This is a genomic window from Pedobacter sp. NEAU-ZC8, from assembly GCF_059278965.1.
Genome location: NZ_JCAJXC010000012.1, coordinates 15154 through 30160 on the forward strand (window position 1 = coordinate 15154; position 15007 = coordinate 30160).

Sequence of the window (15007 nt, forward strand, 5' to 3'; positions counted from 1 at the left end):
TTCAACATTGAAATGAATACACTAATTCTAAGCCCTAAATTCCAGGGTAAACACGAGTTCCGGATAGTCAATGAAAGGATTCCGGTTTCCCTGCATCAAAAATATTTCTCTATTTCTATGCTTTTCATATAAACTGACCGGCTGTTCCTTGGACCAGTCTTTAAGTACCTGAATGGATTCGTGATCATAGACTGCTATTGCGCCCGGATATCGAACAAGAAAATACAATACCGCACGCGCAACAATGCCCCTATTGTGCTCGGGCTCAAAAAAGCCACTTTCTACATTTCCGCAGTCGGATCGTATCTTTTCAGATTCGGTTTGTGGGTAGTTAGGCAGGTCTCTATATGGAAAGTTGTTTCGAAAGCTGTTACAACGGGATTCACAGGCGAAAAGATGGTGAAGATCGCCGCGCATCGGTTCTTGTTTGTTAAACCAGGACTGACAAACGACGTGCTCACAATTGTATGGCAATGCAGCCTCCAGCGCTTCTACCGCTGCGTCAAAGTCGTTCGAGCCGACCAGCTTCTCCGTTTTAGAGATTTCTATAAATCTGAGTTGCCGATCAATATCAACCTTCTGATCCGCAAGAATGAGTTCCTGTACACTGAAGGCTTTGTTCGAGTAAATACTTCTGATCTGTCCGTCCGGGTGAAGGTCAACACGTGGGTAAACGTACTTCGAAGGATTATAATTGTGGTGTTTGGTATGGGTATCCGCCAGCAGATCATGTAGCTCCTGGAACGTCGCAGCAGCGATATTCTCGAGACCTGCATAATACGTCTGACGCTGTACATTATCCTCTTGCTCGGGATAGTAGTTGCCTGTATCTATTGTATCGATGCTGATACCCATGGACTTTCTGATATCCTCTACATTGCGTATGGGTTGAAAGTAGTTCCAGAGCAGCGGAAAACGTACCGCAGCAACCGTCGTAATATCATAAACTATACTGCTGATACGGACGCCTTCATTTTCAAGCCAATCAACCTGAATTTCACCCTGCGATTTATCCCATACAGCTCCTGAACGGTTAAGGATTTTACCTTCTGCATTATAGCGGGGTACACCTGCATGATGCAAAGCAACAACCTCCCACTTATCGTTAAAAACTGGTGCACCTGAAGACCCACTCTTCGTATCCGTTACATAGCGAATGAACTTGGGCAGGGACAAATCGGTGACTTCATTCTGCCGCAGGGCGACTTTCTTCATTTTGCCATCAGGATGTTGGATGATAGATACAAAGTTGCCTTCTTTAGTTTTTCCTAAACCGGGGTTCAGATGGAGATATCCAAACTCCTGAAGCTTCCCAAACCCATCTGTCGACGCTTCGGCCACCCACACGATGGTATAGTCCAGTTCTTCGTTGGTGTAGAAAAGTTTTGAAGGTTCAAAGCTGAACACTTTCAACGAAAGTGGCAGATCATGGATGCCTTTTTCATAGTTGAATTCGGCATAAGATGCGCTTGCATATTGCGCATCGGGAATCACGTGATGATTGGTAATCAATAGCTGTGGTGCAATCAGGAATCCAGTTCCGAAACCTTCCTCTCCTTCAGCCGAATAAATGTTGATCCGGCATACTGCCCGACCAGCTTTTACACCTTTTTCCAGATAATTGACATCTAAAGTATCATCACCGCTGATCACCCTTTCTCGCAAAAGCCGATCGTTGATGAGTTCGGTAATGTTCAGGTTATGCTGCTGTAAATAATCGTTTATCTGCTTCGGATTTACAAACTTGCCGATGCCTGGTGCGGCACTTCCCCGGTCTGATATAGACTTCCTGAACACGACACCAGCATTTGGCTGGCCGAACGTACCTGGGGTACTGGAAAAGTTATGCTCGGAATTTATTACTGCAGCAGGCGCCTGATTAAGCTCGCCTTCGAGGGGAGATAAAAGCCGCTGCTCAGCCCTTTTTACTTGCGCCAGGAACTTCTCGAATGTTTTCATGTTAGCGCTTCCTCCATATCAGGATTTCCTGATGACAAGTTTTCCCGGTGTTACCTCTTTAATATTTAAACGTTCTCCTGTTCCATCGGTATAATGGATTACCAGGGCTTCATCTTCAATGTCCCAGTCTCCTTCAACCTGGCCTGGTAGATCATTTCTGCCGGGGCTTAAATCCAGAATCTTACCACTGGGCTGAAGATCAAGTGCCCGCCTGCCTCTGGACCGTGGAAAGTCAAAGCCATGCGGGCGATACACAAATTCCTCATGGTTATCTTCTTCAAAAGAATGTACCCAATGTTTGCTGATCACATCCTTACTAACCACAGCCATGTTCTCAGGATGTTCTTTGGATTAAACCCGCTCTCGGGCCAGATATCGTTGCATTCATTCTTGCGGCTTGCCCTTCTGTAAACATGAACATGGAATCATCATCCACATAATCCATATAGTTCATAAACATATCCCCGTTTGGCCCATTGTTACAGGAAATCGAAGGAAAAGTGGGTTTTTGATAATTCGGGCCGAGTTGGTTGGGTGTGTCGTTCACATAGTCGGTATCTGAACAGCTGTTCCCTCTACCATCGCCGAAGATGTGAGATAAATTCAGGTAATGCCCAATTTCGTGGGTGGTTGTTCGGCCAAAATTGAAAGGCGCTCTGGCCGTACCGGTTGTTCCAAAAGCGCGGTAATCGACAACAACACCATCCGTTTCTGCCGGTCCACCTGGAAACTGTGCATAACCAAGCAGTGATTCGCCCAGATTACAAACCCAGATATTCAGGAAACGATTTGTTGGCCAAGGATCTATACCCCCGCTGGCTGTTGCCTTCATGGCGTTGTCTGTTCCAAAGACCTGCACAGTTGTATTGGTCCGCGTAATTCCGGTAGTCTCCAAACCCGCTGAGTCTTGTTCCGCCAACCTAAACTCAATATTGGTATCGGCCACGAGTGGCTGCCATACCTCCGGAACGCGGCTTACGTCTTCATTACGGGAGCGAAAATCTCTATTGAGCACTTCAATTTGACTCAAGATCTGCGCATCGGAAATATTTTCCTCTTCCGTATGGTACAAGACATGAACAACGACATCAATAACGACGGGCGTACTAAGTCTGAAAAACCGCTTGCTTTCCAACAGCGTGGCGACCTCGTTTTCAATTTCAGCCTGTGCTCTCCGGTATTCCGGGAAGGTTTCAACCTGCTTATTGTAGACCTCCATGGTTCCACAATGCCGCAATTTAATATGCTCAGCCATGTGCGTGCCCTGCTTCTTAAATGTTAGATATTCATGTATTCCTCCATGATCAGCACCGCATCAGGATTCCCCTGCTGGACAGCCAAGTCCAGCGCGCTTAGTCCACGATTATCCTTAATGGACAGATCCGCGCCGTATTCCATTACCAGGCGCACGAGATCGTTTCTGCCAAACAGAGTCGCAAACATTAAAGCGGTTCCGCCATTCCCATGCTGAAGGTTGACATCGGCACCGTAGGACAGCAATAATTTGGCAATCTGCAGATAGCCTTTAAAACAAACGCCCATAAGGGCGGTATTGCCGCCGGCATCATAGGCATTTACATCTGCGCCAGCATCCAGCAGGAGCTGCGTGGCCTCCAGTTGTTCGTTGTAGGAAGCAACGATGAGCGGGGTAAAACCCCGCGCATCCACTGCATTTACATCAGCACCATTTGATATTAGTTCTTTAAGTGTGGCGAGATCACCTGTTCTTACTGCGCCAAATAGTTCATTATTCAAGTTTTCCATGAATCCGTTTAGTAAGGTCTTGCTTCCGTAGAATCCGTGTTAGCCTGGTCAATGCCTTCAGAAGCATTTTCCTCAACGAAACTCGCTTTTTCCTTGGACATCATTTCTGCCTTCATTTTCAAGCCTTCTGCAACACGTCGGCCATAATCTTCGTCACATTGCGTGAACAACTCTACCATCTTGTCCTGAATGTGCTGTTCACATGCCGAGATGCCCCCAACCAGGTTCGAGATCAGTTCTTCTCTTTCCCATTCTTCGAAGTTCCGGTAAGTTTCACCAGCCTGCTTGAAATTGTTCTCCCGGTCGATACGTTGCCTAACCAAAGCCGCCTGGTAATATGGTGTATGATCTTTGCCGGGACGTACGGCCTCTTTCAGACCGTTCATGCTTGATGGCTCATAATTTACATGCGGGTTAGTACCCTTTGCGATATCCTGGTAGAAAGCCATCTGACCATCACGCTGGTTAGTTGCTACATGTTTACGCGGCGAGTTAATAGGCAATTGCAGGTAGTTTGTTCCTACGCGGTAACGCTGCGTATCGGAGTAGGAGAATGTTCTTCCCTGCAACATCTTATCGTCTGAGAAATCCAATCCATCCACCAGTACGCCTGTACCGAATGCTGACTGTTCCACCTCAGCGAAATAGTTAACTGGATTTCTATTCAGCGTCATCTTACCAACCGGGTACCATGGGAACTGTTCGCGTGGCCATAGCTTCGTATCATCAAGAGGATCGAAATCCAGTTCAGGATGTTCACCATCTTCCATGATCTGAACGTTAAGTTCCCATTCCGGATACTCTCCTCGTTCAATTGCTTCATATAGGTCCTGAGTGGCGTGGTTGAAGTTCTTGCCCTGGATTTCAGATGCCTGTGCAGAGGTCAGATTCTTGATGCCCTGCAGAGGCTCCCAATGGTATTTAACAAGCACGCCCACCCCGTCGCTATTAACCCACTTGTAGGTATTGACACCTGAGCCCTGCATGTGGCGGTAAGTAGCCGGAATTCCCCATGGAGAAAATAGGAAAGTCACCATATGTAAGGTTTCGGGTGAGTTACTGATGAAATCAAACTGCCGTACCGGGCTCTGAATATTCGTTACCGGATCTGGCTTAAAAGCATGAATAAAATCCGGGAACTTTATGGCGTCACGAATAAAGAAGATCTTGAGGTTGTTACCGACAAGATCCCAGTTTCCATCTTCTGTGTACATTTTTACCGCGAAACCCCGGGGGTCACGCAATGTCTCGGGTGAATGTCCACCGTGTATTACAGAGGAAAAGCGCACGAACAAGGGCGTGATCTTTCCTTTTTCCTGAAGGAATTTAGCACGGGTATATTTTGAAATATGTTCATCTCCCAGGGTTCCATATGCTTCGAAGATACCGTGTGCACCTGCACCTCTCGCATGTACTACACGTTCCGGTACCCGCTCACGGTCGAAGTGCGACATTTTTTCCAGAAACTGATAGTTTTCCAGCGTAGCCGGACCACGATTCCCAACCGTACGAGTATTTTGATTGTCGTAAATCGGGTGTCCCTGACGTGTCGTGAGGATATTGGTTCCTCCACCTGCATCACTCTGCTCTGGAGTTTTGTTGTTTGGTGAAGTGTTGTGGCTGTTGTTAGTCGGTTCAATCATAACAAAAGGTTTTAAAGTTTAACAAATTGAGCACTAGTTGGTTTGAAGTTATTGAACTTTAGGCGATGTTTCCAAAAATAGTTTACCGGTTTTCCAAATCATCTATTAGGCATGATTCAGAGGCCCGGAAACCCATGTTTTTGCATCCTCGAAATCCTTGATCTCAAAGCCCCGTATTTCGCCATGCACAAAGGGGCTGAACATATCATATGCCTTTTCAACAATCTTCTGGTCTGTTACAATTGCCATTCGTTCCCAGCTGCTAAAATGTTTGAAGCTTATCTTGAGATAATCCAAAAAAGCTGGGATGCTATAATTCTGAAAATCCGTTTCAAGCAGTACGAGAAAATTCACTTTCCCGAACTTGGCAGCAACCTCGTCCACCCTACGCATAACGACCTCCTGATACTCCTGATCATTCACTTTCCCTTCTGCCCTATAAGCTGCAACATGTGCCGGAAACCCATCTAATAGTTCTACCATTCTTATCCTTTTTCAAGACAACATTTAGCGAAACCAGGTGTTTTAAAAAAATGTGCACCGCCATGAAGTCTGTTTCTTCTAGATCTTTATTAAAATTTGTTATACCGGGTGTCGCAAGCACCAGTATTATGACTGCATTTAGCTACCTGATCGGTAGACTAAACAACAAGAACTACAGTGAGCCGGTACTGCTTGCTAAAATCATAAATTCCTATTTGCCATTCTTAGCCCCTCGCCTGTCAAAACCAGCTGGCTGGCTGGGGCATTATGTGCTGGGAATCACCTGGTACCTGGTATTCACTGCGATGCTAAAACGCTACCCCGCTAAGCATGTTTGGTTCGGGATCACTGTGTTTGGTGCATTAAGCGGCATTCTGGCAGTGTTTACCTGGAGATACCTGTTTAAATCAGCAGGCCTATCTAATCTGGTACTGTTTGTTGCACATTTTATTTTTAGTTATAGTTCAAAATTGCTCAGCATCCAGGCTGCTGAGCAACAAAGGAGGTTATCTGGTACGCAGAAAAACTAAGTTGTTAAACATAATTCCCGACACATGAATACGAAAAGAAACAAGGCAAGTCGCAGGACATTTATCAAGAGCGTAGGCTATGGCGTTGGCGCACTCACACTCGCGCCAGCCTTGAATGCAATAGGATCTTGTTTTCCCGAAAAGGAAGGAAAGAAACTGGGCATAGCACTGGTAGGGCTAGGCGGTTATAGCACAGGACAACTTGCCCCGGCACTGCAGCAAACCAACAACTGCTACCTGGCAGGGATTGTTACAGGAACGCCTGCAAAAGCCGACAATTGGTCAAAGCGGTACAACATTCCCGAGCAGAATACAGGCGGCGCGGTATACGACCGGCATGGAACCCGTCTTTGTTACTGCCAAAGAAACCAAAACCGATCCGGTATTGTTCAAAGAGGTGGATGACACTATTGATTGGGAACTTGAGTTTCCAGGGGGGCTGATCGCGAAGGGTAAGTCAAGTTATAGTTCAAACATTAGCTTTTTGGATGTAAAAGCAAAGAACGGCAAGTTCGGCCTGAGCCCTGCTTACGGCTACAGCGGCATCGCCGGATACATTGATGCCATTTACCGGAGCATTGCCTCTGGAAAGAAAGAACGGATACTGTAAACTCAAACATTTTGGCAGTTGCGGGCATTAATAAGGAAAGGTAGCATATGGAAAACAACAACAAACAGAGTGGCACGCAGCCTCACATGGCGGAAATTGTGGAGCGAAATATCGCCTCATTGCTAGAGCAACGAAAGCAGGAGGAACAGCATAAGTCTGCGCAGGATAAGATAGCTGACATGATAACGCGCTTTGCAGGCAGCATGGCCTTTGTGTACATCCATCTGTGTCTCTTTGGAATTTGGATCGTCTGGAATTTGGGTTGGCTAGGCCTACCCGCTTTTGATGAATCGTTCGTGGTGCTTGCGATGTTCGCTTCTGTTGAAGCAATCTTCCTTTCCACCTTTGTGCTGATCAGTCAAAATCGTGCATCCATACAGGCCGACAAACGTGCTGATTTGGACCTGCAGGTTGGCTTACTTTCTGAACACGAAGTAACACATCTAATTACTATGGTAAGGGCAATTGCTAAAAAGATGGACATTGAAGACGCGTACCATCCAGAGCTGGAGGAACTCGCACAAGATATTCGACCTGAAAATGTAATGGAAACCATGGATCGAAGGAAAACCGAACAATAATATATAAAAAGAAAAAATGACTGAAACTAAGAATCAAACTGCAAGCTGTTTAAAACTTAAAACATCATTTTCAATTTTTCTGCGGCATACAGGGTTGTTTATTTGGATGTTGCTGATGCTGCAGCTGGAGTCGCAGGCGCAGACAGAACTGCTTCAGCCAGACACTGCGGCGAAGGAAGCTGCAGTTGTTTATCCCCCAGACTCTCTAGGCAGGCGAAATCCCAGAGGAACGGTAGAAGGCTTCATTAAAGCTGCTGCAAGAGAGCAATATAAGATTGCCGCAAACTACCTGAACCTGGACACCAAACTAAAAGACAGTCCAGACAGTGTTAAGGTTGCAAAAGCGCTCCAGGTGCTGCTGGAAAAGGGCAACATATATCCTTATTCCTGGATCAGCGACAATGGAACTGGCCAGCAGGATGATAATCTTGGTCCGAATCAGGACCGCATTGGTGCAGCGACCATTAATGGAGAAAGCTTTGATCTGATATTGGAAAGTATTACAGACACTACAGGCGGCCCCATCTGGCTGTTTTCATCCCAAACCATTCAACGCGTGCCGATAGATACAGCCGTAGTACAAAATCCGACCATGGTAGAGCAGGTGTCTCCAGGTTTTCTAGAGGAAACAGAATGGGGCGGTGTACCAGTGGCACATTGGCTAGCCATGGTATTAATTGTTGTACTATCATACATCCTTGCTGGTTTAATCATCAGGTTCTTGGTGTACATCATTCCCCTGGTATGGCATAGGGCGAGAACAGAAGCTACCGCTGGTATTATCCAATCTTTTGTCCTCCCAATAAGGCTCTACCTGGCGGTATGGTTATTTGTTGTGGCAAGTCGCGCCGCTGGCATATCCATCATCGTGCGACAACGACTAACCGATCTTACTTTAATCGTCGGTGTGGTTGCATTCCTGTTGTTGCTGTGGCAATTACTTGATTTCATCACCAGACTGGTGGAGAAACGAATGCTTCATCATGGCAATCAATCCGGAGTATCCGCACTCCTCTTCCTGCGAAGAGCAGCTAAGGTTGCTCTAGTGATATTCGGAAGTATCATTATCCTGGATACCTTCGGCTGGGATGTCACGACCTGGCTTACCGCACTGGGTATTGGTGGTATCGCTATCGCCCTGGGTACACAGAAGACCGTGGAGAACTTCGTTGGCAGCGTCACATTGATCGCCGATCATCCTGTACGTGTTGGCGACTTCTGCCTTGCAGGAGGGGTCTTAGGTACGGTGGAGCAAATCGGAATGCGTACCACTAAAATACGTACACTTGGGCGCACGGTTGTCAGCATTCCCAACGGAGAACTGTCGTCCCTTAAGATCGAAAACTTCGCACCACGGGATAAATTCCTGTTTAATCCTACGCTCGGTTTGAGGTATGAAACTACCCCAGAGCAACTACGATACTTACTTGTGGAACTCCGTGCGATCCTGTTTGCTCATCCTAAAATAGATTCCGGCCCTAGGATCCGCTTCACAGGTTTTGCGCCAGATTCATTAAAGTTAGAGGTCTGGTCGTATATAAAGACGATTAGCAATGATGAGTTTCTTGAAGTACAGGAGGATCTATACCTGCGCTTTATGGAAGTTGTAGAGGCTTCAGGAACTGGCTTTGCATTTCCTTCACAAACCATTTATTTCGCAAAAGACACTGGTGTGTCCGAAGAGAAAACCAAAGATGCAGAAGCCAGGGTTCGAGCATGGCGTGAAGCAGGAGATCTGCAGATTCCAAACTTCAGCCCTGAGAAAATAATGGAACTCAAGGACACCATTAAGTATCCCGCTGAGGGAACAAGTATGGAGCCCAAGTAAGCACTACCTGGGCACCATATGTTCATAGAAATATAAGGAAATATTTGATAGTATCTTCATCGCTGGCTCCGGTTCGAGTCCGCTTGATAATAAGATAAGCACGTATTTCCTGCCGTCCGGCAGGAAAACGATGCCCGAATCATTCAGCACACGCGTGATGGATCCTGTTTTATTAGCAACACGAACACCTGATGGGAGCTTCGCTGGAATAGCCCCTTTCAGGTGTTGCTGCATGAGTATGGATACCATCTGCTTGCTGGCCTGCTGACTTACCAGTTTTTCCAACGCAATCTGTTCAAACAAAAGCATCAGGTCCTTTGCCGTAACCATATTATTCATGCCCTTGTCAAAAGCTTTCTGATCTTCAACCCCGCGTAAAATGGAAATGTGCTTAGCACCCATATTACGCATGGTCTGATTGACTGCGCTTGCACCTACCTTATCGATGAGTATATTCGTTGCCAGATTACTGCTCTTGGTAATCATACGATATATAAGTTCCGAAATCAGTATACCGGATCCAACCTGCTGATACAGTTCCTGCTCGCTATCGTCAGCTACATTCACGCTGTACTTGGTTCCATCAGCGATACTCGTAAACTCATTGTACACAAGCACCTCGTCTTCAAGCCTGAATTTACCAGCCTCAGCCTGTGCGAACACCTCTGCCATAACAGGGGTTTTCATCGTACTGGCCGCATGAAAGACACTGTTCTCCTTGAAAAAGAAAGTCGCCCCCGATTGCAGATCCTTGAAAGCGATTCCAAATTGCCCGTATGGATAAGGTTTAATTTCATTAAACACCTGTTCACGTAATTGTACCAGTGCGGAGGTGTCCTGAACTTGTCCTTTGCAGATACTCATGGTAAATACAATCAAGAGCGGAGCTAGGTGCCCCGCCCGGATTAAGGTTGATCCCACCATAATGGCGTGTCTAGAGAAACATCAGCAGGAACGTTGGAACCATTTTTTGATCTTTCTCCTGTTGGATAAGCAACGCGTCTGATGGGATTATTTAAAACCGCACCTTCTGGCAAGCGGAAATCCTTGTATTGGTAATCATATCTCCTGGCATCATTCCAGGCCTCAGGGCTCAAATAGGTCGCTGCATATTTTTCTTTAAAGATCAAATCTAAGGTCAGGTTGGCTTCCCCTACACCCACTACAGGATTAGCGATATAAGCTTCACGTTCAGCTGTGCTCACCTGGAATTTATCCATGCTCGCGCGGATACCGGCTAGATATGCCGCATACGCCCTGGTACGTCCCGCAGGGCCCGAGCGGAAAGCAGCCTCTGCTTCTACGAACTTTAGCTCCGCAAAAGTCACCAGATACAATGGAGATGTCCGGGTGCTCAAAGGTGAAATTAAACTGATATAATTTTCATCAAAGACGGTACTCGGTGCCGGACCTAAGTTTCCGGCGCCATTTCGGGTTCCCTTATAATCATTGTTCACCGTCTTGTCGGTAATATGCGAGATCCTTGGATCAAGGATGCCGTATTTCGTGCCGTTCATATGATTCACAAAATTGTCGGACAGCCATCCACCAAGTAAAGCACCTGCGTTATTTATGGCTAACTGTGCCCAGGGGTTAACACCGGAAAAGACCGCCATTCCTGCATCATCAGCATTAGACTGATAGGAATTGTCAACTGCTGTAAGTACAGCTGCAGGGTTATAACTCGCTTTTTTAGAGATCTTGTTCAGAAACCTTGCCTGAATCGCATAGGCAGTTTTCAACCAGGCTGCACGATCGCCGCCATGTATCAGATCAGAGGCTGCATCAAGTTGCTGGGTAGCAGTTGTCTTCTGAAGATTCGCAATGCTCTCATTGATCAGGCTGAGTGCTGTTTGATATAGCGCCTCTTCCGAGTCATAACTGGGCGTAAGATTACCCTTGGTTCCAAATGCATCGGAGTACGGTCCACTACCCCAGGTATCATTTACCAGGCCCAGATTGAATGCCATCAGCAACTGTGCGACGCCCAGGTGTTCTGTAGCTCCCGAACTTTCAGCACGCGTGATCATGTCGTTCAAATCAGCCATGGCATAATAGGCATTATCCCACTCACTTGAATTATCCGTGATCTGGTAGGTGTCTGTGTTACTGCCAGAGGTTGGACTCGCCAGGTATTGTGCATAGTAGTTGTTAAATGCAGCAAAACGCTGGCTGTTTAATCCTGCTTTCTGTGTTGCGGTGGATAGTAGTGCATTTAACGGTGGATTCTGCACCTGATTGGGATTTTCGTTCAATTCGAAGTACTTCTTACATCCCTGACCAGACCCGACGATCACAACCAGGAGAAAGTAAAATGCTATTTTATAATTTCTTTTCATGTTTCTAGATTTAAAAGCCAACATTAAGTGAGAACAGGAAGCTTCTTACTGCAGGGTAAGTCATACCAGCAAATCCCTCAATATTAGAACCGCTGTTTGTAGTAGAACTCTCCGGATCGAAACCATCATACTTGGTCCACAGGATCAGATTGTTTCCGGTTACAGACATATTTACATTTTTCACGAAGCCATTGCTGAGCCATTTTTTAGGCAGTGAATAGCCAATAGAGAGCGACCGTAAGCGCACCCATGATGCGTCTTCAACGAAGGTCTCTGACACCCCTCTGTGAACAAGGCGGTAAAAACCATCTCCATAGTCAATGCCGGTCGCTGGATCAACCCCCTGACCTAGCCATACCTCCCTGGTGTTCGGGGATCCATCTGCAAGTAAACCTTCAAATACACGATGTTCTGTACGGTTCTCGGTGTACTTGGCCATTCCGAAAGCAGAATAGTAGTTGGCCAGCTGGTTATATCGATCCTGACCAATACGGGCATCAAACAAGAAGTTTAATGTCCAGTCCTTGTAACGGAATGTGTTGTTCCATCCGCCGATCCAATCGGGTTGAATGTTACCCAGCTTTTTCTGGTCTGCTGCTGCGCCGATGATTGGAAATCCAGTTGCGCTGATCAACAATGGTCTGGAGGGATCGCTGGCGTTCGTAGATTTGTCCAGCCCTGCTGCAATTTCATCAGGACTGAAGTAACGCTTATACTCGGTGCCGTACAAGGTTCCGTATGCCTCACCAGGAACCAATTTCATGGTAACGCGGGCATTTAGATATCCATGTTCGTTTGCGGCATTGATCTCTGAAAGATCCGAGCGTAAGGAAATGATCTTATTGCGGTTTGCTGAAAAGTTCAATGTTGTCTCCCAGCTAAAGTTCTCCTTTTTTACCGGTGTACCGGATAAGGTTAGCTCGATACCTTTGTTCCGCATCGTGCCCGCGTTTACGGCAGCGGTAACATACCCCGTGGTTGAAGAAATCGGCACATTGATGATCTGATCTTTACTTAGGGAATGATAATAATTTGCATCAAGTCCTAACCTGCCTGCGAAGAATTTAAAGCTAAAACCACCTTCATAGGTATCGGTGAATTCTGGTCTTAAATTTGGATCACCTAAAAGGTTCGGGCGGGTGAATCCTGTATAGCCTGTCGGCAAACCGGTGTAATTAGCGAAGCCTCTACTGGTGGAATAGGCGCCTGCATCTTTTCCAATTTGTGCATAAGAGAACTTAAATTTCGCATTGCTGATCACCTCCGGAAGTTTAATGTGATCAGAGAAAATGTAGCTCAAACTGGCAGAAGGATAAAAAAAGGAGTTGTTGGGCCGCACCAAAGATGAGGTAATATCATTTCTACCGGTGAGGGTTAGGTATAGATAATCCTTATAATTTAGGGAAAGCTCACCGAAAATCCCCATCAAACGATAATCTTCTTCATAAGTATTCCCCGTCAGGAATTTCGCATTTCCTAGATTGTACCAATTGAAGACGGTCAGATTAGATCCTTCTGTACTGTTCCGGTAGATCTTTCTGTCGTACAAATCATGACCAAGACGTAAGGTACCGGAGAAGTCCGTGGAAAAAGTATGGGTTAAGCTGGCAATGAAAGTGCTGTTAATGCTTCTGAAGTTGTCACTATAGTTACTAACCAGGCCCATTCCCGGAAATGCCGGGGTACCATTATCTTCCACCAGCCGTTCACCAACAAGCCCCTGCGCGCCGGGAGCGGTCATTAGCCTGTTATCCCGGTAGGTATCGAGTCCAGCGCGGTAACTTAGATTCAGCCATTTGAAAGGTTGATAAGATGCGTTGGCACTCCCGACGAAGCGCATTACGTCGTCTGTGAAATGCTGTGATTCCGCCTGATACCTGGGGTTGGTTGTCGAACCATAAGAACGCATGGTTCCATTCTCTTCCAGATAGTCATTTACATCATGCCGGGGTGACCAGTAGATCAGTTGTTCGATATATCTGCCTGCATTGTAGCGACGCCCCCCGGAATTATTTACACTGATGGAAGCACCTGCATCAAATTTATCACTCGGTTTAAAAGTGGTGTTTAATCGTCCTTGATAGTTTTTAAAATTGGTGGAAGGCAGAATACCGTTATGTTGCAGTTGAGAGACCGAGGTTAGAAAGGTCATCTTTTCGGATCCTCCAGACACGGTGATACCATTGCGGTACTGACTGCCGGTTTGAAAAGCATCTCTCATATGATTGAAGAGCTGCGCAGGATGGCTAGGGTCTTCTGCAATCCCTTCAGCGACGGTTGGACCCCAGGATGGCCAGAAGTCTTCAGCATTGTATTCCCCTCTCCAGCCTTGCGTAAACTTATTCTGCAGCTCAGGCATGGTGTTTACGTTCTCCAGGCCAAAGGTACCCTGATAATCAATCTTTATGGTGCCTGCTCGTCCTGATTTGGTTGTGATTACAACTACTCCGTTCGCACCCCTTAATCCGTAAAGTGCTGTTGCTGCACCCCCACGCAGGATGTTCATGGATTCAATATCATCTGGATTGATGTCCACTGCACGGTTACTCATTCCGTATGCACCTGAGCCCTGGGTGGATGTACTGTTATCCATGAATATGCCGTCTATGACAAACAATGGCTGGTTGTCGCGACTTGGGTCTATCGAGTTCACGCCCCGGATCTGAATCCGTGCACCCTGCCCTGGAGCACCACCGGTACTGCTGATGGTCACACCGGCAACTTTACCCTGAATGGCGTTCACGACATTGCTCTGCCTGTTTTGGGTCAATTCCGGACCTTTAATGCTTTGAGCAGTGTAGGCCAGTGAGCGCTCCTCGCGCTTAATCCCCAAGGCCGTAACTACTACCTCATTTAATTCCTGCGAAGCAGTAGCGAGCGAAACATTGATGCGCGACCGGTTACCAACAACAATGCCTTGAGACACGAAACCCACATAACTGAAAGTTAGTGTCACATTTCCTGAAGGCACTTTGATCTGGTAATCCCCCGCATTGTTGGTTGAGACTGCTGTTGAACTGCCTTTGACTTTGACCACTACTCCGGGTAAAGCAGCACCGTTGTCGGCCTGGGAAACTTTACCACTTATATCCCTGGTTTGTGCAAGCACAGCAGAAGCACAGAAGAAGAGAATGGGTAGAATACATAGCGTAAACTTTCTTTTCATAATGATAATTTAGGTTTGATTGATGGTTGGTTGATTGTATAATTTGACTTTAAGCATTAAATAGACAGGCAAATTGTGCGAAAGCGACTCATGATATTGCGAGA

General features: G+C 46.5%; 14 protein-coding genes. 5 read left to right on the forward strand and 9 right to left on the reverse strand.

The features are described from left to right. Positions 1-27: 27 nt before the first annotated feature. The 6 genes from AC5WJX_RS10865 to AC5WJX_RS10890 form a co-directional block, all read right to left on the reverse strand. Positions 28-1959, reverse strand: coding sequence for an endonuclease (locus tag AC5WJX_RS10865; protein WP_494484523.1), 1932 nt, complete (start codon positions 1957-1959; stop codon positions 28-30). 18 nt (positions 1960-1977) lie between these two features. After that, positions 1978-2289 (reverse strand): lipocalin-like domain-containing protein, encoded by a 312-nt coding sequence (locus AC5WJX_RS10870; RefSeq protein ID WP_440429099.1) that lies wholly within the window; start codon positions 2287-2289, stop codon positions 1978-1980. A 4-nt stretch (positions 2290-2293) separates the two neighbouring features. Next, complete coding sequence (locus AC5WJX_RS10875; protein ID WP_494484524.1) at positions 2294-3214, reverse strand: zinc metalloprotease; 921 nt, start codon at positions 3212-3214, stop codon at positions 2294-2296. 23 nt (positions 3215-3237) lie between these two features. Then, positions 3238-3723, reverse strand: a complete 486-nt coding sequence (locus AC5WJX_RS10880) for an ankyrin repeat domain-containing protein (RefSeq protein WP_494484525.1) — start codon at positions 3721-3723, stop codon at positions 3238-3240. An 8-nt stretch (positions 3724-3731) separates the two neighbouring features. Next, positions 3732-5366 (reverse strand): catalase, encoded by a 1635-nt coding sequence (locus AC5WJX_RS10885; RefSeq protein WP_440429093.1) that lies wholly within the window; start codon positions 5364-5366, stop codon positions 3732-3734. Between the two features lie 105 nt (positions 5367-5471). Next, positions 5472-5849 carry a SpoIIAA family protein gene (locus AC5WJX_RS10890; RefSeq protein ID WP_494484526.1) on the reverse strand — a complete coding sequence of 126 codons (378 nt, stop codon included), beginning with the start codon at positions 5847-5849 and terminating at the stop codon, positions 5472-5474. 128 nt (positions 5850-5977) lie between these two features. Here AC5WJX_RS10890 and AC5WJX_RS10895 point away from each other — a divergent pair, with 128 nt between their 5' ends. From AC5WJX_RS10895 to AC5WJX_RS10915, 5 genes are read left to right on the forward strand one after another with little or no spacing between them, the layout of a single operon-like run. Further along, complete coding sequence (locus tag AC5WJX_RS10895) at positions 5978-6379, forward strand: hypothetical protein (protein ID WP_494484527.1); 402 nt, start codon at positions 5978-5980, stop codon at positions 6377-6379. Positions 6380-6403: 24 nt separating this feature from the next. Further along, positions 6404-6784 carry a hypothetical protein gene (locus AC5WJX_RS10900; protein ID WP_494484528.1) on the forward strand — a complete coding sequence of 127 codons (381 nt, stop codon included), beginning with the start codon at positions 6404-6406 and terminating at the stop codon, positions 6782-6784. Beyond that, a complete protein-coding gene (locus AC5WJX_RS10905) occupies positions 6777-6989 on the forward strand; it encodes a hypothetical protein (protein ID WP_494484529.1) in 213 nt (70 codons plus the stop codon). The genes AC5WJX_RS10900 and AC5WJX_RS10905 overlap by 8 nt, the downstream gene beginning before the upstream one ends. 47 nt (positions 6990-7036) lie before the next feature. Then, on the forward strand, positions 7037-7570 hold the full coding sequence (locus tag AC5WJX_RS10910) for a DUF1003 domain-containing protein (protein WP_494484530.1): 534 nt from the start codon (positions 7037-7039) through the stop codon (positions 7568-7570). Between the two features lie 16 nt (positions 7571-7586). Continuing rightward, entirely contained in the window at positions 7587-9398 is a 1812-nt protein-coding gene (locus AC5WJX_RS10915) for a mechanosensitive ion channel family protein (RefSeq protein ID WP_494484531.1), read from the forward strand. A 3-nt stretch (positions 9399-9401) separates the two neighbouring features. Here the strand turns inward: AC5WJX_RS10915 and AC5WJX_RS10920 are convergent, their stop codons facing one another. The 3 genes from AC5WJX_RS10920 to AC5WJX_RS10930 are packed head-to-tail and all read right to left on the reverse strand — an operon-like array spanning position 9402 to position 14903. Further along, positions 9402-10262: a serine hydrolase gene (locus tag AC5WJX_RS10920; RefSeq protein ID WP_494484532.1), complete on the reverse strand. Its 861-nt coding sequence runs from the start codon at positions 10260-10262 to the stop codon at positions 9402-9404. A gap of 41 nt (positions 10263-10303) precedes the next feature. Then, positions 10304-11737 (reverse strand): SusD/RagB family nutrient-binding outer membrane lipoprotein, encoded by a 1434-nt coding sequence (locus tag AC5WJX_RS10925; RefSeq protein ID WP_494484533.1) that lies wholly within the window; start codon positions 11735-11737, stop codon positions 10304-10306. 10 nt (positions 11738-11747) lie between these two features. After that, entirely contained in the window at positions 11748-14903 is a 3156-nt protein-coding gene (locus AC5WJX_RS10930; RefSeq protein ID WP_494484534.1) for a SusC/RagA family TonB-linked outer membrane protein, read from the reverse strand. Positions 14904-15007: the final 104 nt, after the last annotated feature.